16 protein-coding genes are annotated in these 19,716 nt (G+C 41.3%); 14 read left to right on the top strand and 2 right to left on the bottom strand.

What is annotated here, in order from left to right; all coding sequences use genetic code 11:
• Nucleotides 1-9: 9 nt before the first annotated feature.
• The 9 genes from CRO56_RS10420 (at nucleotide 10) to CRO56_RS10380 (ending at nucleotide 9,368) form a co-directional block, all read left to right on the top strand.
• A complete protein-coding gene (locus tag CRO56_RS10420; protein WP_097158567.1) occupies nucleotides 10-1,587 on the top strand; it encodes an ABC transporter substrate-binding protein in 1,578 nt (525 codons plus the stop codon).
• A 55-nt stretch (nucleotides 1,588-1,642) separates the two neighbouring features.
• The gene (locus CRO56_RS10415; protein WP_097158566.1) at nucleotides 1,643-2,560 is read left to right on the top strand and encodes an ABC transporter permease; all 918 of its coding nucleotides are present in this window, start codon (nucleotides 1,643-1,645) and stop codon (nucleotides 2,558-2,560) included.
• Nucleotides 2,561-2,573: 13 nt separating this feature from the next.
• Nucleotides 2,574-3,482 (top strand): ABC transporter permease, encoded by a 909-nt coding sequence (locus CRO56_RS10410; protein WP_245855772.1) that lies wholly within the window; start codon nucleotides 2,574-2,576, stop codon nucleotides 3,480-3,482.
• A 35-nt stretch (nucleotides 3,483-3,517) separates the two neighbouring features.
• Entirely contained in the window at nucleotides 3,518-4,528 is a 1,011-nt protein-coding gene (locus CRO56_RS10405) for an ABC transporter ATP-binding protein (RefSeq protein WP_097158565.1), read from the top strand.
• Complete coding sequence (locus tag CRO56_RS10400; protein ID WP_097158564.1) at nucleotides 4,500-5,471, top strand: ABC transporter ATP-binding protein; 972 nt, start codon at nucleotides 4,500-4,502, stop codon at nucleotides 5,469-5,471. Before CRO56_RS10405 ends, CRO56_RS10400 begins: the two co-directional genes overlap by 29 nt.
• 23 nt (nucleotides 5,472-5,494) lie before the next feature.
• Nucleotides 5,495-6,673, top strand: a complete 1,179-nt coding sequence (locus CRO56_RS10395) for a M24 family metallopeptidase (RefSeq protein ID WP_097158563.1) — start codon at nucleotides 5,495-5,497, stop codon at nucleotides 6,671-6,673.
• Nucleotides 6,674-6,698: 25 nt separating this feature from the next.
• The gene (locus CRO56_RS10390; RefSeq protein WP_097158562.1) at nucleotides 6,699-7,880 is read left to right on the top strand and encodes a M24 family metallopeptidase; all 1,182 of its coding nucleotides are present in this window, start codon (nucleotides 6,699-6,701) and stop codon (nucleotides 7,878-7,880) included.
• Nucleotides 7,881-7,976: 96 nt separating this feature from the next.
• Nucleotides 7,977-8,756 carry a cysteine hydrolase family protein gene (locus CRO56_RS10385; protein WP_097158561.1) on the top strand — a complete coding sequence of 260 codons (780 nt, stop codon included), beginning with the start codon at nucleotides 7,977-7,979 and terminating at the stop codon, nucleotides 8,754-8,756.
• Between the two features lie 45 nt (nucleotides 8,757-8,801).
• The gene (locus CRO56_RS10380) at nucleotides 8,802-9,368 is read left to right on the top strand and encodes a sugar O-acetyltransferase (RefSeq protein ID WP_097158560.1); all 567 of its coding nucleotides are present in this window, start codon (nucleotides 8,802-8,804) and stop codon (nucleotides 9,366-9,368) included.
• A gap of 276 nt (nucleotides 9,369-9,644) precedes the next feature.
• Here CRO56_RS10380 and recQ read toward each other — a convergent pair whose 3' ends face one another.
• Both recQ and CRO56_RS10370 read right to left on the bottom strand, forming a co-directional pair.
• The gene (gene recQ, locus CRO56_RS10375) at nucleotides 9,645-11,801 is read right to left on the bottom strand and encodes a DNA helicase RecQ (RefSeq protein ID WP_097158559.1); all 2,157 of its coding nucleotides are present in this window, start codon (nucleotides 11,799-11,801) and stop codon (nucleotides 9,645-9,647) included.
• A 155-nt stretch (nucleotides 11,802-11,956) separates the two neighbouring features.
• Complete coding sequence (locus tag CRO56_RS10370) at nucleotides 11,957-13,267, bottom strand: DUF2254 domain-containing protein (protein ID WP_097158558.1); 1,311 nt, start codon at nucleotides 13,265-13,267, stop codon at nucleotides 11,957-11,959.
• A gap of 141 nt (nucleotides 13,268-13,408) precedes the next feature.
• Between CRO56_RS10370 and CRO56_RS10365 the strand changes: the two genes are divergently transcribed.
• The 5 genes from CRO56_RS10365 to CRO56_RS10350 all read left to right on the top strand — a co-directional run bounded on the left by CRO56_RS10365 (nucleotide 13,409) and on the right by CRO56_RS10350 (nucleotide 19,662).
• On the top strand, nucleotides 13,409-15,301 hold the full coding sequence (locus tag CRO56_RS10365) for an ABC-F family ATP-binding cassette domain-containing protein (RefSeq protein WP_097158557.1): 1,893 nt from the start codon (nucleotides 13,409-13,411) through the stop codon (nucleotides 15,299-15,301).
• Between the two features lie 282 nt (nucleotides 15,302-15,583).
• Nucleotides 15,584-16,873 (top strand): isocitrate lyase, encoded by a 1,290-nt coding sequence (aceA, locus tag CRO56_RS10360; RefSeq protein WP_097158556.1) that lies wholly within the window; start codon nucleotides 15,584-15,586, stop codon nucleotides 16,871-16,873.
• Between the two features lie 65 nt (nucleotides 16,874-16,938).
• Entirely contained in the window at nucleotides 16,939-17,079 is a 141-nt protein-coding gene (gene yhfH, locus CRO56_RS23620; RefSeq protein ID WP_142305204.1) for a protein YhfH, read from the top strand.
• A gap of 610 nt (nucleotides 17,080-17,689) precedes the next feature.
• Nucleotides 17,690-18,034: a YckD family protein gene (locus CRO56_RS10355; RefSeq protein WP_097158555.1), complete on the top strand. Its 345-nt coding sequence runs from the start codon at nucleotides 17,690-17,692 to the stop codon at nucleotides 18,032-18,034.
• Nucleotides 18,035-18,165: 131 nt separating this feature from the next.
• A complete protein-coding gene (locus CRO56_RS10350) occupies nucleotides 18,166-19,662 on the top strand; it encodes an amidase family protein (RefSeq protein WP_097158554.1) in 1,497 nt (498 codons plus the stop codon).
• Nucleotides 19,663-19,716: the final 54 nt, after the last annotated feature.

The following is a 19,716-nucleotide window of genomic DNA, read 5'->3' as shown; positions in this document are numbered from 1 at the left end:
GGAAATTTTATGAAAAGAAAAAATCTAATGGTAATATTTTCGATCATTTTACTATTATTTATTGCTGCGGGCTGTACTCCCGAAACTGCAGGGGATATGACAGATAGCAATGATAGTGATTCAAATGATAATGCAACTGAAGAGGGTTCTCCATCGGCTAGGGACGACATTGTAATTGGCATTGAGTCAGATGCTGTTACAATGCTTGCTAACACGGACGTGAATTATGTAAATGATGTACAAATCAGAAATATTTATGATCCGTTAATTGAAAGAGATAATGAAGGCGGATTTATTCCAGGATTAGCATCCGAATGGAAAAATATCGATGAACTTACTTGGGAATTTACTTTAAGAGAAGATGTTACTTTCCATAATGGAAAACCTTTTACCGCAGAAGATGTTAAGCAAAACATTGAATACATTTTAAATGAAGAAAATAATTCATTTTATCGTTCAAGATGGACAGCCTTTAAAGAAGTTAAGGTTATTGATGATTATAAGGTTCAAATCATCACACATGAACCACTGCCGAATTTATTATTACGTATAGCTGATGACCTATTGATCATGGACATGGAACATGTTCAGGAAGTAGGTCTTGATGAAGCAGCAAAAAACCCTGTGGGTACAGGAGCATACAAATTCTCCGAGTGGGAAAGGGACCAATATCTAAAGCTTGAAGCCAATGAAGATTACTGGAACGGTGCTCCAAGTATTAAACAGGTTACGTTTAAATATATTCCTGAATTTAGTACTCGATTGGCAGCATTTTTAAGTGGTGAAATCGATCTATTTAAGAATGTTCCGGTGGACTCAGTAGAAAGAGTAGAAAACGACGGTAATTCAAAAATTGAAATGATTGGATCTTCTCGGATTAACTATGTAGCACTTAATACATTTTACGATGGACCACTGCAAGATAAAAAGGTACGCCAGGCCATTAGCTACGCTGTTAATGTCGATGAATTATTAGCAAGTGTATTAAACGGAAATGGAACGAAAATGACTGGTCCGCTATCAAAAATTAATGCGGATTATGCTGAAACAGAAGGGTATGAATATGATCCAGAAAAAGCAATTCAGTTATTAGAAGAGGCTGGCTATAAACCTTCTGATATAACCTTACAATTGGATACTCCAAACGGACGCTATCCTATGGATACTCATGTAGCACAAGCGATTGCTGCTCAGTTACAACAAATTGGTATCACTGTTAATGTTCAAGTTAACGAGTGGGGAAATCATTTAGCAAAAATACGTCAACGAGAGATGAGTGACATGTTTATACTGGGCTGGGGCCCTGCATTTGACGCACAAGGAACGGTTGAAAACCTATTTACCGAAGAAGCACCATATAGCGGATTTTATGACCCAGAAGTACAAGAAATGATTTCAAATGCCATTCCAATATTTGACCCTGAGGAAAGAAAACAGGCATGGGCTGAAATTCAACAAAGATTAGTAGAGGAAGCAGCATGGATTTATTTATGGCAGCAAGGTGATTTATACGCGGTCAGAAAAAATTTGAGCTTCCAGCCGCGAATTGATGAAAAAATGCTTGTCCATACCATGAGCTGGAACTAATAATAGGAGGGTTTTGATACCCTCCTTCCAATCTTAAAGAAAAGGAGGTATGGACATGTTAGATTTTGTTGTAAAAAGAACCCTTCAGGTGATTTTGGTTGTGTTTTTGGCATTAACAGCTGTGTTCTTTTTAATTCGTCTATCTGGGGATCCAACTGCGCTTTTCTTACCTCCGGATGCTCCAAAGGACCAGTTAGCTGAATATCGACAGGCACTAGGCTTTGACCGACCTCTTATTGTTCAATACGGGGAATTCATGATCAATGCAGTTCAAGGTGATTTTGGTGAATCCTTACGTTCACGTGAGCCCGCACTAGGAATTGTATTAGACCGAATACCGGCAACGTTTCAGCTGGCTTTTTCAGCGCTTGCCCTTTCGATATTAATAGCGATTCCAATTGGAATTATTTCCGCATATAAACGAAATTCGATATATGACCAAATGGGGGTTGCTTTTACCGTACTAGGTCAAGCCATACCAAGTTTCTGGTTAGGGATTATTTTAATCCTGATTTTTGCAGCAACATTGAACTGGCTTCCTTCCGGTGGCGGGGGATCGGTGACTCATATGATTTTACCTATGATCACACTAGCCGCCTACAGTGTTGCCAGATTCGCTCGTTTTACAAGATCAACGATGCTCGATGTACTTCGAAAAGATTATATTCGTACGGCAAAAGCTTCAGGGGTTCCAGTTCGGAAAGTGTTATCTAGATACGCCTTAAAAAATGCGCTCCTTCCCATCATTACACTTGTGGCTTTAGATTTAGGGGTTTTACTTGGCGGGGCAGTTATCACGGAAACCGTCTTTTCCTGGCCAGGCATTGGGAGACTTCTCATGCAGTCGCTGATGAACCGTGACTTCCCAGTCGTCCTTGCAGGGGTATTTATCATCGCGTTAATATACTCCATCATCAACTTTTTGGCAGATATCCTATATGCCTATGTGAACCCGCAAATCCGTTTGAAATAGGAGGCATGAACACTTGGGTAATACTATAATCGAAAAAAACACAGAGCAGAAAATCGAAATTAAAACGTCTAAAAAACAATCACAATGGCAATTTCTAATGAAACAATTGGTTAAAAGTCGTACCGGTTTATTTGGCGCTTTCATCATTGTCATTCTTCTTGTGCTTGGGCTTTTTGGACATTGGCTGGCTCCGTACGATCCTGAATTAGCCGACTTTAGTAAAAAGCTCCTTCCTCCTATGACAGATGGCCATTTGTTAGGAACGGATCAGCTTGGTCGGGATATTTTGTCTCGAATCATTTATGGCACAAAGGTTTCTCTCATAATTGGTGTATCAACGGTGTTTTTTGCTGGCTTAATTGGAACCATTATTGGAATAGTGGCTGGTTACTTTAGAGGCTGGATTGACGCAGTACTAATGCGGATTGTAGACGTTATGCTTGCATTCCCATTTATACTGCTTGTCCTCGTGATCAATGCAGTAATTGGAACAGGTCTGAGAAACATCATTATTTCCCTTGTAATCGGGGGATGGGTCATTTACGCCAGGGTCGTACGAAGTGAAGTATTAGCTTTAAGAGAAAAGGAATTTATTCTCTCTTGTGTAGCTACTGGGGTTAGAAGAAGAGAAATTATCTTAAAGCATATTGTTCCGAATCTATTTACTCCGATCATCGTCTTGTCTTCATTACAAATTGCAACCTTTATTATTGCTGAGGCCTCCGTCAGTTTCTTGGGCTTCGGGGTACAGCCGCCAACACCGGCATGGGGGAACATGCTCAATGAAGGAAAGGATTATATCTATAGTGCGTGGTGGTTGATTACGTTTCCTGGTGTTGCCATTGTCATTACGGCTCTAGGGGTCAACCTGTTTGGAGATTGGCTGCGTGATGTATTAGATCCGGAATTAAAAGGTAATTGAGGAAGGCAGCTCTGAAAGGAGAGAAATGTTGACATATGACGAATACGGTATTGAAAGTTGAAAATCTAAAAACCTATTTTAAAACTCCTTCGGGTGTAGTCAAAGCGGTAAATGGTATTGATTTTGAAGTAAATGAGGGGGAAACCGTTGGACTTGTCGGTGAATCTGGCTGCGGAAAAAGTGTAACCTCTTTATCAATCATGGGACTTTTACCCGAACCGATAGGATATATTGAGGATGGTCGGATCCTATTGGAGAACAAGGATATTACCAAACTATCTGAAAAAGAAATGCGGAAGCTTCGCGGTAATGATATTGCAATGATTTTCCAAGAGCCAATGACATCTTTAAACCCTGTTTTCACAATCGGTCAACAGTTGAGTGAGCCTCTTTTACAGCACACCAGCTTAAAGAAAAAAGAAATCCGCAATAAAATCATTGAAATGTTAAAGCTGGTTGGGATTCCACGAGCAGAGCAAATCATTGATGAGTATCCGCATCAGCTTTCAGGCGGTATGAGACAGAGGGTCATGATTTCGTTAGCCATTGTTTGTCAGCCCAAGCTTTTAATAGCAGATGAGCCGACTACAGCGTTGGATGTAACGATTCAAGCCCAAATTTTAGAGCTGATGAAAGATATTACGAAGAAAAATCAAATGTCGACGGTACTCATCACGCATGACCTTGGAGTTGTCGCGGAAATGTGTGATCGCGTCATTGTCATGTACGCGGGACAAATTGTGGAAAGTACAGACGTTCGAACACTTTTTAACAATCCGAAGCATCCCTATTCTCAAGGACTGCTAGATTCCTTGCCAAATGCCAATGATCGGAAAAAAGAGCTGAGGTCGATTAAAGGAAGTGTTCCACGCCCAGATGAGCTGCCAATGGGATGCACCTTTGCTCCGCGTTGTCCAAAGGTATTTAAAAAATGTCTTGAGGAAAGACCTCCCCTATTTCAGTTAGAAAATCAATTTTGTCGATGTTGGCTTTACCAGGATGAGGAGGTAGTTGCTAGTGGTAGCCAGTCCGTTGTTGGAAGTTAAAAATCTGAAAAAATACTATGAGGTGGATCAAGGGTGGTTTAAACCGAAAACGTATGTGAAAGCAGTCGACGATGTTTCTTTTACGGTTTATAAGGGGGAAACATTCGGTTTGGTTGGAGAAAGCGGCTGCGGGAAATCAACGACGGGAAGAACTCTTCTTCGTTTAAATGCCCCGACGGATGGAAGTATACTTTTTGAGAATAAGGATATCAGTGAGCTTCCATATGAAAAAATGCGGAAACTGAGAAGACGAATTCAGATGGTTTTCCAGGATCCATACGCTTCTTTAAATCCGAAAAAGACCATCCGCCAAATTTTAACCGAACCATTGCGAGTCCATGATCTTCATTCAAAAGAAGAACGTGTGAAAAAGGCAATTGAAATCCTAGAGATTGTCGGGTTATCGGAATATCATCTAGACCGTTATCCTCATGAGTTTTCTGGTGGTCAAAGGCAGAGAATCGGGATTGCCCGGGCCGTTATTTTACAGCCGGACTTGATTGTAACGGATGAACCCGTTTCAGCACTGGATGTCTCCATCCAATCTCAAGTTATTAATCTATTATTAAAGCTTCAGAAGGAATTTGATTTAACGTATATTTTTATTTCTCACGATTTGAGTGTTGTAAAGCACATTACGGACCGCGTAGCCGTGATGTATTTAGGGAAAATCGTGGAGTTAGCGAGTACAAAAGAGCTATTTCAAAATCCAAAGCATCCATATACGAAGGCGCTTATTTCAGCTGTACCGGTTTCCCACCCGGATGAAAAGAGAGAACGAATTATATTAACGGGTGATGTCCCGAGTCCGGCCAATCCGCCTAAAGGCTGTTCGTTCCATCCGCGTTGTTCGGAATGTATGGCTATCTGTCAAACAGAAGCCCCTCCTGTAGTTGAAATGGAAAACGGGCACACTGTCACTTGCCATTTGTTTACTAAATAAATTTATAAAAGTGAGGGAAAAGCATGCGATTATCGATTTCAAGAGAAGAAATTTTAGAACGTCAACAGAAGCTGTATCAAAGGTTGGCGGCTGAGAAGGTTGATTGCGCAGTTTTATTCAGTGTGACCGACATTTTTTATCTAACGAATTTTCACTTCCGTCCGTCAGAGAGACCTATTGCTCTTGTCTTAGATTCAACGCAAAAAACACATCTATTAGTCCCGCACCTAGAGTATGATCATGCTAAAGAATATGCCAATGTCGATCATGTTCATTACTACCCTGAATATCCCGGGCTCCGCCATCCAATGGAATACTTGAAAGATATTTTAATAGAAAACAAGTTTGAAAATAAGGTAGTGGGGCTAGACGCAGCAGGGTATAGTTCGTCTAAAGGATATCGCGGACCGAAAGTAGCCGATTTAATTACGGCGAAATTGGAAACCATTGCAGGCTGGGTTGAAGAAATGCGTTTTGTAAAATCCGAAGCGGAAATAGAATTGATTAAGGAATCTTGCAGATGGGGGAACTTAGCTCACCGGTTACTACAAAAATACTCGAAGCCAGGTCTTAGCGAAATTGAAATTACAAGTAAAGCAAGTACAGAAGCGACCATGGCCATGATTGAAACACTAGGGCCGGATTATAAGCCACATGGCAGAACGGCTTACGCGATTTTCCGCGGGCAAGTTGGAAAAATGTCTGCTTTCCCTCATGCGGTAACACAAAACTTAATTTTGAAAAGAGGAGATACACTCGTTACTGGGGCAGCAGCCGATGTGTGGGGCTATCATAGCGAATTGGAAAGAACCATGTTTGTCCAAGAAGTGAGCAAGGAACAAGAAAAGTATTTCAACCACATGTATGAGGCCCAAGAAGTTGCATTTAACGCGATAATACCGGGAGTCCCCTGTTCAGACGTTGAGAAACAAGTTCAAGCCTATTTTAAAGAAAGTGGTATTACCCATCTTGTCTCCCATCATACAGGACACAATATTGGTTTATTAGGACATGAAGCGCCGTTTTTAGATCTTGGCGATGAAACCATCATTCAGCCTGGCATGGTATTTACAGTTGAACCAGGAATTTATGTCCGCGGATTAGGCGGTTTCCGTCATTCCGACACAGTTTTAGTTACTGATACTGGAATCGAAATGCTTACATTCTATCCTAGAGATTTAGAATCTATGATTTGCCATTAATAAAAGGAAGAGGGAGAGGTTCTATATGCGTCTATCTATCTCAAAAGAAGAGTTACAAGGTCGTCAGAAAAAGTTTTTCAAAAAATTGAAAGAGAACCATATTGACGGAGCGGTTTTGTTTAGTGTAACGGATATTTTTTATTTAACAGGCTTCCATTTTCATCCGACTGAGCGTCCTATGGGCTTTATTGTCGACCCTCAGGAAAAAACTCATCTATTCGTTCCAGCACTCGAGCATGAGCATGCGGAAGAGTTTGCGGTCATTGATTTTGTACATTCTTATCCAGAATACCCAGGTGTTCGCCATCCGATGGAATATTTCAAGGATGTAATGCATGAATCGGGACTGCAAGGTAAGGTCATCGCCTATGATTCGAATGGATACGGATCTCCCATGGGCTACCGTGGTCCAAAACTGAGTGACTTACTAGATGCCAAGGATTTTGTTTCCGTTTACGGCTGGGTAGAGGAAATGCGATTTATCAAATCAGAAGCCGAAATTGAGTTAATAAAAGAATCATGCAGATGGGGAAACTTAGCCCATCGACTTTTAGCGAAATATACAAAACCGGGACTTAGTGAAATCGAGATTACCAGCCGGGCGACAACAGAAGCAACCATGATGATGGTTGAAACGCTTGGACCTGATTATAAGCCACATGGTAGTCCTGCGAACGCTTTTTTCCGTGGACAAATCGGAGAAATGGCTGCCTTCCCGCATGCGGTTACACAAAACATCGTATTTAAAAAAGGTGATTTATTCGTTACACAGGCCGCCGCTGACGTTTGGGGTTACAAAAGTGAGTTAGAAAGAACGATGTTTGTTCAAGAGGTTACTCCTGAGCAAGAAAAATATTTTACCTATATGTACAATGCACAGCAGCTTGCTTTCAATACGATTAAGCCAGGTATTCCATATTCCAAAGTAGAAGAAACCATTCAAGCATATTGGAAGGAAGAGGGCATTCAACACCTCACTCGTCACCATACAGGTCATAATATTGGTCTTTTAGGCCACGAAGCTCCATTTTTTGACCTGGGTGATCACACAATGATACAACCGGGAATGGTTGTAACCGTTGAGCCTGGATTGTATGTCCAAGGAGTAGGCGGATTCCGTCACTCAGATACTGTACTCATTACAGAGGATGGAATTGAGCTATTGACCTACTATCCAAGAGATTTGGAATCATTGATTACAGATTGATTGGGCACCAGCTGTGGCTTTTGGGCCTGGGATTGTCTTGGAGATCCCCGGTCCGAAATCACTTGCTGACACTAGTTTCTAATAAAGGAGTAAGCTATGATTCGATTTGGGAATAGTACAAACTACTGGATCCAAAGTAATGATACTTTTGATATCAGTCGTGGTGCAAAAAAGAAGTACCTTTTAAAAAGTAATAATTATAGGCTTGCATTTGATCCAGAGCGAACGACCCTTGTCATTACAGATATGCAAAACTTTTTCTTATCCGAAAAGTTAGGCAGGAATCACCAAGGAAGTAGACTAGTTGATTCGATTAGTAAGGTAATAAAACATGCAAGAAGTATAGGTATGAAAGTAGTTTGGTTAAATTGGGGGATCCGTGCTGACATGGTAAACATACCACCAGGAATAAGCAGGATATTCTATGATGCAGGGACTGAACTAGGGAAGGAATTACCTAACGGACTCGGTTTGAATCTTGTTAAAGGTTCATGGTCAGCAGAAATTATTCCAGAATTAAAAGAAATGGTCGAATTAGAAGATATACAAATTAAAAAGAATCGGGTAAGCGGCTTCTTTGGTACAGAATTACAACAAACTCTATCAAACTTGGACATTAAAACCTTATTTTTTGCAGGAATCAATACTGATCAGTGTATAATGGGCACATTACAAGATGCTCATAGTTATGGGTATGATTGTATTTTGCTAGAAGACTGTACAGCAACTGCATCTCCTGACTTTTCCTTTCAATCAGTTATTTATAACGTAAATAAAATGGGGTTCATTACGAATTCTGATTATTTTTGTAACGGGGAGTTCAAATATAATGAGATTGACTCTTGGGTCAATCAGCAAATTAGCTTTTATTCTTAATTTTTATTAAACTAGATCTAACATTACCATAGGGAGCAGATAGTTGTGTACTCTGAAAAAGAAAAGATGCTGAATGGAGAACCATATAACCCTCAAGATCCGGAGTTAGTGATGGGGCGGGAGAATGCGCGAAGAATGACGAGAATTTTTAATCAGACTAAAGAAACTGAAATCCCTATACGGACAGAGCTATTAAAGGAGCTGTTTGGCACAACGGGGGAAAATCTCTATATTGAACCTGACTTTAAATGTGATTATGGGTATAACATTCACGTCGGAGAAAACTTTTACGCTAATTTTGATTGTGTAATCCTTGATGTTTGTGAAGTGAGAATCGGAAAAAACTGCATGATAGCACCAGGTGTACATATTTATACAGCTACGCATCCGTTAGACCCATTTGAACGGAGCTCTGGTGTGGAGTTTGGAAGACCAGTCACCATAGGGGATGATGTTTGGATCGGCGGAAGAGCTGTCATTAATCCAGGAGTTACGATTGGAAACGGTGTGGTTATTGCTTCTGGAGCAGTTGTAACAAAGGATGTTCCAGATTATGTGGTGGTAGGTGGTAATCCAGCGAGAATCATTAAACAAATTGAAGTGAAATCGTAAAAAGACGACAGCTGTTAAAGAGGGCATTGAAAAATCTTGACTATGCTAAAGTTATTTATTTGAGTTGACTCAGTTGATTGGAGCGGAAGGTGCGAAGACTCATTTCCACTGCCGTGGAAAGTGGGAGAACGGTGCAGGGGAGACCCCGCAGGCGCCATAGCGCCGAGGAGGTTCTCCGCATCGCCCTAAGGTCCGCGAAGCGCCTGGAGCGCAAATCAACATCTGTGTTTTACAAACATTATTTTTTCAATGCCCTCCTGTTAAACTGTCCTCTTTTTACATAATCCCATTTTTTACTAAAACCGCCTTAATGGCTGTATAGGATATCTCCTCTGGTAACATTTCTTTGAGCGGCTTTAGCTTTTTCTCCGTAAGCACCCCATGTTTTTCAAGAACGAGCTGTTCCTGGTCAGGTGTAAAAAATAACTCCCACTTCAAGGGATGTCCTTCTTGGGCGGCTTTAAAGAGATGGTTTTCAATCGTTAACTTTAACATTCCGCGTTGCTTTGCAATTTCATCAATGGAATGTCTTTTTTCGAATAATTTATAAGTGATTAAATGGCTAGGTCCTTCTGTTGAAGGCTCCCTTTTTCGGATTACAAACTCTGAAGTCTCGGGCAAAGTTTTAACCTTCTGAACCGGTCCATGTTGATCAATAAACTCCTGAATGCCATTGATAAAATATTCCCCGTATTCCTCCCACTTTCTCTCTCCGACTCCTTTGACTAGAAGCATTTCTTCTTTAGAAAGAGGTACCATGCGGCAAAAGTCTTTTAAAGTCGCATCAGAAAAAACAATGTAAGGCGGGAGGCCTTGCTGATCAGCCAGTTTTTTACGAAGATCCCGTAAATAGTCAAATAGAGCTTCATTATAATTATTGTTTCTTTTGACTTCTTGTACGCGTGCATGAATCCAAACCTTTTCTTCGCCTTTAAGAACCGGATAAGAGCGTTTTGACAGCTTAATAGTTGGAAATTTACCGTGTTCTACGTTTAAATAACCATCCGCAATTAGCTGTTGGATCAAGGTGTTTATGTCAGCTTCACGATAATGGGATAATAAACCATAGGTGCTTAAGGCTGCAAACCCAAATTCCTTTAATTTTTGACTGCTGGATCCCTTTAACACTTTAGCTGTCATTGCAACTCCAAACCGTTCACCCATTCGTTTAACACAGGACATAACCATCTGAGCTTCCTTGGTGACGTCTTCTAATTCTTCAGATTTTAAACAGCTGCTGCAAGTTCCGCAACGTTCAAGTTCATTCGGGTCTGAAAAGTAATCCAAGATATAGCGCTGTAAACATTGATTGGTATAGCCGTACTGTACCATTGCATGGAGTTTTTCATATTCTTGATCTTTTTTGGATGCTTCTAGGGAGGATTGTTCGATTAAAAATTTTTGCAGCTGGACATCACTTGAGGCAAACAGGAGAATACACTCACTGTCCTCCCCGTCACGCCCTGCACGTCCTGCTTCCTGATAGTAAGACTCAATATTCATCGGAATCCCATAATGGATGATATATCGTACGTTCGATTTATCAATGCCCATACCAAAGGCATTAGTTGCTACCATGATCGTAACATCATCTTGAAGAAACTGGTCTTGGGACTTTATTCTTTCTTGCTCTGACATCCCTGCATGATAACGGGCGGCCTTAAATCCGTTAGTGACAAGCCATGTATAAACCTGATCCGTTATTTTACGGGTTGGAGCATAAATGATCCCGGAATCATTTTGCCGTTCTGATACATAGTGCTTGATAAAGTCGCTTTTTTTAACTCCTCTTTCTACACGGAAAATAAGATTTTCTCGAAGGAAACCAGTATTTGTCACATATTCCGGTCTAATGGCCAATAGCGATTGAATATCATAAATAACCTGGTCCGTTGCCGTTGCCGTTAAGGCTACAAGCGGACAATCTGTTCCAAGCTGCTGGAGGTTTTGGATAATGGAACGGTAGCTTGGCCTAAAATCGTGCCCCCATTGGGAGATACAGTGGGCTTCATCAAAAGCAATGAAAGAAAGATGAGTCGCTTTTATTGCTTGGATAAACTCGAATGATTCAAAGCGCTCTGGTGCCACATAGACAAATTTGTATTGACCCAGCCTGACCTCCTCGAGTATGTCCCTTTGTTCTGTATGGGAAAGAGTACTATTAATAAATACTGCCGAAACGCCATTCGCCTGTAGAGAATCGACTTGGTCTTTCATTAAAGAAATGAGAGGGGAAATAATAATCGCTGTTCCATCGAGAACTAGTCCCGGAACCTGGTAGCATAAAGATTTACCTCCTCCCGTCGGCATCACAGCAAGTGTATGGTGTCCATCCAAAATGTGCTGGATGACAGCCTCTTGCCCTTCGCGAAAACTAGTAAACCCGAATACTGTTTTTAAAATATCATGTGCTTTTGAAAGTAATAGATTCACGAATTAAAAATCCTTCCTTTTATAACTCTATCTTTAGAGTAACACAGCTGTTTCCATGTGAAAAATCGCAAAAATCTTTCATTTGCTAGAGGAGTTCTTAAAAAAAGATCAAACTAAACTGACTTTTTTCTAGGAAAAAAAAGAAAATTGAACAACTACCATTTCAATTTTTCCCCGCAGGCTGCAGCCAATCGTTCAGCTGTCCGGTAAATATGATCGGTATCAATCTGATCTAGCTTGCTCCTGTCAATGGCGGACATTATATATTTGCTGAATTCCCAAATCTCTTCTTTAATTTCCCCGGGACTGACTATAGCAGTTTTTGTTAAAGCTTCCAATATACTGTCCATGACTGACAAATCATTTTTACCGTAATGTTTAATTTGATAAAAGCTTTTATACAAATATTCCCGATATGGCTTGGGGTCCATGATTAGCCGAAGCTTATTTTCTTCATCAGCAAAGTACTTCATCGGATAGTAATGTTCACCGATTTCAGCCAGTAAGGAACCGATTCTGTTTATACTATTAGCCGCAGTATGCGGATCGTTAATAGCCGGAGAGATTGCTCTCAATGCAATTTCTACGAGCTTTTGAAGCGAGAACTCAATATCATATATGCCTGACCGTTCCAGTCCGATTAATAGGAAGTCCTTATAACCGTTTGCGTCAAAGGCGTTTTCTTGTCCCTGTGACCAGTACGAAAATAAAGGCATTCCTTTCTGAATGTAATCCCCAATCCGAAAATGAGCTTTCAAAACAAGTTGATGTTCTTTTGCCCAGTTTACCAGTAAATCAAACTGTAGCTGCTGTACATATCCGGATGTATCCGTAACAATTGATTTGGCATGTTCGCTGGAAAGGAATTCTAATTCCGATTCATACCATTCGTAATTGGATGGCATTCTTTTTTTCGAAAAATGCTGTTGGATGACTTTGGAGGTTTCATTACGAATGTTCCCTATTAAATAATTAACCTGAACCCACCTGGTAGAATGATGAATAAAAAGAATGAAGGCAGCCAGACAGATAATTGCAAAGATGACAGTTAATACAGGGTTGAGAAGAAGCCGATGTTTGTTCTCAGTTAATAGCAATAAATTAATCAGAGAAAAAACAAAGCCAAATGAAAAGATTCCTAAAACGTGTTTCGTTACATTGTCAGCCATGAAGTCCTGCAGAATTCGTGGCGAAAACTGTGAGGATGTCGTGGTTAAGACAACCATGATCGATGAAAAGCTAATCGTCGTCATCGTTAAAATTGCAGTAATTAGGGCGCTATATAAAGACTTTGCAATATCATGATTGGTCAGCAGTACTTCTGGTATAATTTCTTCTACTAATTGGATAAACGTATAATCAAAGTAAGTTGTAATCGCAACCATGACGATTGATACCAAGCTATAGACGGCTGGGTGGAACCAATAGCTCCCCCGCAGCTTAAACCACAGATTTTTAAAATTCATGACATCCATCTCCCAGATGTAAGAAATCTGTTATCCATGTTCTCCAGTTCTGCAACATTTTAAAAACTCCTCATTTCATTAGTGATATCAAGAAATATGTTTTACAATAAAAGAAGATTTAGATTAAGGAGTCAGGCTAAAATGAGTACTTTACAAGTTGAACAATTACATAAAACCTATGGAGAGAAAACATTATTTGATTTTATCTCTTTTTCAATAGCCGAAAAGCAGCGGATTGGTTTGATTGGGGTCAATGGGACGGGCAAGTCTACCCTATTAAAAATTTTAGCTGGGATTGAGTCAGCTGAAGAAGTCACTGTGACCCATGCTAATGATTTCAGAATTGAGTACCTGCCGCAGGAACCTGAGCTAGAAGATGAATTAACCGTACTGGAGCAAATCTATTATGGCGACTCGATTATCATGAAAACAATGCGTGGCTATGAACAGGTGTTACAGGAGCTAGAATTGGACCCAACGAACCCTGCCAAACAAAAACATCTCCTTGCCATGCAGCAAAAAATGGATGAAAACGAAGCCTGGGAAGCCAACACAGTATCGAAGACGGTGTTAACAAAGCTTGGCATTGTGGAGTTTTCTAAAAAGGTAAAGCATCTTTCTGGAGGGCAGAAGAAACGGGTCGCGATTGCCAAAGCTTTGATTCAGCCAGCGGACTTGCTGCTGATGGACGAGCCAACCAACCATTTAGATAATGAAACGATTGAGTGGCTGGAAGGGTTTTTAGCGCAATATAAAGGATCGCTATTATTGGTAACGCATGATCGGTATTTTTTAAACCGTGTTACGAATAAAATCTTTGAACTCGACCGCGGCAAGCTCTATGTCTATGATGGCAATTATGAGGTCTTTTTAGAAAAAAAAGCGGAACGGGAAGCTGAGGCCGAACAGCGGGAAGCAAAGCGGCAAAATATATTGAGACGTGAATTGGAATGGTTAAGACGAGGAGCGAAAGCACGGACAACTAAGCAAAAAGCGAGACTCCAGCGGGCAGAACAGCTGCAAGAGCAACAAGCAACTGTATCTAAGGACGATTTGGAGTTTGCGATTGGTTCTAAGCGGCTTGGTGACCGGGTGATTCAACTAGAAGGGATTCGCAAAACGTTTGATCAAAAAACAGTGATTGATAACTTCAGTACCTTGATTATACCCGGTGACCGAATCGGAATTATAGGTCCGAATGGGAGCGGAAAAACGACTTTGTTAAATATCATGGCAGGGGGAGATCAGCCGGATCAGGGGAAAATCGAAATAGGACAAACCGTTAGCATCGGTTACTACACACAGGATCACGATGAAATTAACGGAGATTTGCGTGTTATTGAATATATTAAAGAAATAGCTGAAGTTGTTCACACGATTGATGGCCAAGTGATTACCGCGGAGCAAATGCTTGAGCGCTTTATGTTTCCACGATCGATGCAATGGACGTATATCCGCAAGCTATCTGGCGGAGAACGGCGCCGGTTATACTTACTGCGCGTACTTATGACAGAGCCAAATGTTCTGTTCTTAGATGAGCCAACTAATGATTTAGATATCCAGACATTGAGTGTCCTAGAGAACTATTTAGATCAGTTTCCAGGTGTAGTGATTACAGTATCCCACGATCGGTATTTTTTAGACCGGGTGGTGGACAAGCTAATCGTTTTCGAAGGCAATGGCGGTATCAGCCGCTATCAGGGTGCTTACTCCGAGTTTATGGAAGAATCTAAAGAGCAAAAGGCAGCGGCTATTAAAGAAGTAAAAGAAACACCGCCTCCTAAGCAGCAGCGTTCAGAAAAACGGAAGAAGCTTTCTTATAAAGACCAGCTCGAATGGGACGGTATTGAAGATAAAATTTCAGGTCTTGAAGTGAAGATAGGCGAACTCGACGAAGAACTGGCGGCTGCCGGCAGTGATTTCGGTAAAATTCAAATAATCATGGATCAGAAGACAGAGCTAGAAGCTGAACTTGAACGGACGATGGAGCGCTGGGAGGAATTGGCGCTGATGGTGGAGGAGCTAGGGAAATAAAGCTGTGGATTAAAGATTTACAATCATTTTTGAGATGTGGGAGCAGGGTTCAAGTGCACCCGAAGAGCACGGCATTTGTAGTAGATTATGATATAGTCTGTTCTCATGGGAAATAAATTAACAGTTAAGAGTGAAATATAGATTTCACTCTTAACTTTTTTAATAAGCATTGAGGTGCTTATTTTTTTTTGGAAACATCTGTTGAGTTAGAGAATATTCTGTTATATAATAATTTTCAAATAATTAATACTGTAGTAATACAGTCAATTGGAGGTTAAGAAAATGAAAAATGAAAGTATGCAATTTGAAGCTATGAAACTACAGGAACAATGGGAAACGAATCCTCGCTGGGCTGGAATAAAACGTCTATACTCGGCTGAAGACGTCATCCGTTTACGCGGCTCTATCCAAATTGAACATACATTAGCTCACCGTGGTTCAGAGAAGCTATGGAAGTTATTAAATGAAGAGTTATATATCAACGCTCTAGGGGCATTAACAGGAGGGCAGGCTGTTCAACAAGTAAAAGCTGGGCTCAAAGCCATTTACCTGAGCGGATGGCAGGTAGCAGCTGATGCTAATTTAGCTGGGGAGATGTACCCCGATCAAAGCTTGTATCCAGCCAACTCTGTTCCACATGTAGTAAAGCGTATTAATAACGCTCTTTCACGTGCTGATCAAATTCAACACCTGGAGGGTGTAGGAGAAATAGATTACTTCGTACCAATTGTTGCCGATGCTGAAGCCGGATTTGGCGGTCAGCTAAATGTGTTTGAACTTATGAAAAGTATGATTGAAGCAGGGGCAGCAGGTGTCCACTTTGAAGACCAGTTATCATCTGAGAAAAAATGTGGTCATTTAGGCGGCAAAGTATTAATCCCTACACAGAACGCGATACGAAATTTAATTGCTGCGCGCCTTGCAGCAGATGTAGCTGGAGTTCCCACAATATTAGTAGCTCGTACGGATGCAGATGCTGCTGACTTGATTACAAGTGATATTGATCCGGCTGATGCTCCATTTATTACGGGCGAACGGACAGCAGAGGGATTTTATAGAACAAGAGCTGGAATTAATCAAGCTATAGCACGTGGGCTTGCCTACGCCCCATACGCTGACCTGATATGGTGTGAAACATCGAAACCAAGCCTGGAAGAAGCCAAGCAATTTGCCGATGCTATGCATAGGAAATTCCCTGGCAAGATGCTAGCGTATAATTGTTCTCCTTCCTTTAACTGGGAAGCAAACCTTGATAAAGAAACGATTGAAACCTTCCAGATTGAGCTTGCTAAAATGGGTTATAAATTCCAATTTATTACACTTGCGGGATTCCATTCTCTCAATTATGGAATGTTCGAGCTTGCCCGTGGCTACAAAACTCGTGGGATGGCCGCTTATTCTGAACTTCAGCAGGCAGAATTTGCAGCCGAAAAGGATGGCTATACCGCAACCCGACATCAAAGAGAAGTGGGCACAGGCTACTTTGATGCAGTTGCTCAGGTTATTTCCGGTGGCACATCTTCGACCATAGCACTGAAAGGTTCCACTGAAGAAGCCCAATTTCAAGGGTAAGAAGGGGTAAACGACTGAAGTCAGGAGTGTTAAGAGCACATTTCATAATAAATGGAGGGAAACGCATGAATCCTTTATTTACTGAGGAAACTACTGAGAAGGCTGAGCTAAAGTACTGTACAGACTGTGGCAGTATAATAGAAGACTTCCAAATACCTTACCTGAATCAATGTGAAAAGTGTTTAAGAAATATAGAGCATGAGTGAACGACTCACCATTTTACCTCTAAAAGCCTTGAAGTGGAGGCCTCTTTATCAATACTTCATTTGTTCCTCGCAGATTTTTACGTATTCATCTCCACCTTATGGAATATAGAGTCTTCAGCTTGTTTTATAACAATAAAGGTATTGAGCCATTTAAATCCCCTCATACATGTAGAATGTTGTCTGGTTCTGGCCAAGGGATTATTAAATGGCTCTCTTATTTTTTGAGAGACTTCATTTTAAACTATTATATGGATTTAATCCACATAAATCCTGATGGCCGCCTGCCCCACTCATATAAATTGCTAAAGGCTGTTTTCGTATACTTTGTTATTTTTTAATGAGGTAAACATGTCCGTTTCATTTCGCTCCAGACACAAGATTCCCCGGGGAGGAAGTCGAGCCTCCTCGGCTTTGCCTGCGGGGTCTCGACCTTTCCTCTTCTTCCCGCAGGAGTCAAGTGTCTTCCGCTTCATTCCACTACAGTTTAAAGAATACATTCAATAGCAACAATCTTTTCGAAAACAGCCTTGCTAAAAAATCAAAAACCATACATATTTTCCTCTCGTTAGTGGCAAAATAACCCATATTATGAAAGGGGTGTTAATCCAAAGTGAAAAAACGCATTTTAATTTTAATAACTGCTGCTGTTATGCTGGCGCTGGTTCTAAATGAGGCACCAGTCTTAGCGAATACACCAGAACCTGACAAGCAGGTACAATTTACGGAAGATCAGAAAAAGGTGCTGGCTGACCTTTACAAGGAAATTTTTGAACTGAGAAAGACAGTGGTCGATAAATACGTTGAATATGGAGCCATGTCGAAAGAAACGGCAGAAAAGGTAAAATCCTGGATGGACGAGCACTATCTGAGAATGGAGGAGCGTGGCTTCCAGCCGATGGAGCATCGCCACCACCAAGGACATAAGAAAGTAAAAGAGGGCGAAAATCAGCAATAGAGCAAAAGCACTGTCATTCAAAATCCTTCAAGACAACCGATGTCTTGAAGGATTTTTTATGTATTTTGTAGGAATTTCGAAAGTTATAGAGAAATGTGTAGAAATAGAAATCATAGAGAGGTGTGGGTGGGGTGAAAGAATATATTCAATATGATGGTTTGGGTTTAGCCGAACTGGTGAAGAAAAAGGAAGTTCATCCAAGAGAACTCGTTCAAGCCGCAATCCAAAGAATCGAGGCAAAAAATACGAAGCTTAATGCGGTTATACATAAAATGTATGAGAAAGCCAAAAAAATCGCAGACGAAATAGAGCCAACCGGACCCTTTGCCGGCGTTCCGATTTTATTGAAAGATATTGCCCAAGAAATCGAAGGAGAGCCGATTACCGCAGGCTCCAAGGCTTTTCAAAATTATAGAGCCAAACAAGATTCAGAGTATGTAAAAAGAGTGAAAAAAACCGGAACGATCATTCTTGGCCAAACGAATGTGCCGGAGTTTGCCCTTTTAGGCATTACAGAGCCCAAACATTATGGTCCAACAAGAAATCCATGGAACTCCAATCATTCGCCAGGAGGGTCCAGTGGCGGATCTGCGGCAGCCGTTGCATCGGGCATGGTTCCGATTGCTGGTGCCAATGATGGCGGAGGTTCGATTCGAATTCCTGGGGCTTACTGCGGCCTGTTTGGATTAAAGCCAACAAGAGGCCGAACCCCCGTGGGCCCAACCATTGGGCGTGAATGGCAAGGGGCTTCGGTTGATCATATTTTATCGAGATCAGTTAGAGACAGTGCAGCTATGCTTGATGAGATCAAGGGACATGTGAAGTGGGCCGCCTTTCATGCGCAAGACTACAATGGCAGTTATCTTCAGGATGCAGCAACGCCATTAACAGAACAGCTAAGAATTGCTTTTACCACCCAATCACCACTCGGAACAGAGGTTGACCCTGAATGCAGGGAGGCGGTTCTTAAAACAGCGAAGCTGCTGGAATCAATGGGTCATATAGTAGAAGAAAAAGAAGCACCTGTAGATGGGCAGCAAATTGCAAAAAGCTATCTGAACAACTACTTTGGCGAAGTTGCAGCCACCTTAGAAAATTTACAAAGTATCCTTGGCAGAAAGGCAAGCTACAGCGATGTCGAGCCAACTACCTGGTTGCTAGGTCTGCTCGGCAAAGCTACGAGTGCTAAAGAAATTGCCTTAAGTATCCGGGAATGGGACCGTGCTGCCTATATTATGGAGGAGTTCCATGAAACCTATGATTTTTACTTAACACCGTCAACGGCAACCCCACCTGTTAAAATAGGTGAATTAGAGCCCAAACCGGCAGAAAAACTGGCTATTTCAATTGTTGGCAGACTCGGCTTAGGCGGTCTGCTGAAAAAAGCGGGGATTGTCGATAAATTAGCGGTTGAAAATTTATCAAAGGTTCCATTTTCACAGCTTGCGAATCTAACCGGCCAACCGGCGATGACCTTCCCTCTCTATCTGTCTGAAAAGAGATTGCCGATTGGGGTGCAGTTTATGGCGGCTAGGGGCAGAGAGGATTTATTGTACAGATTAGCCGGGCAAATTGAGGCCGATGGTCACTTTATTGATGTGAAGCAAAATCCGACCTATCTTTCTTAAGTAACCAAATCATCAAAAAGCCCACACTTGGTGGGCTTTATTTTCATCATTTGA

It is taken from the genome of Bacillus oleivorans (genome assembly GCF_900207585.1).
Classification (GTDB): domain Bacteria; phylum Bacillota; class Bacilli; order Bacillales; family JC228; genus Bacillus_BF; species Bacillus_BF oleivorans.
This window is presented reverse-complemented; position numbering and strand designations above follow the sequence as displayed.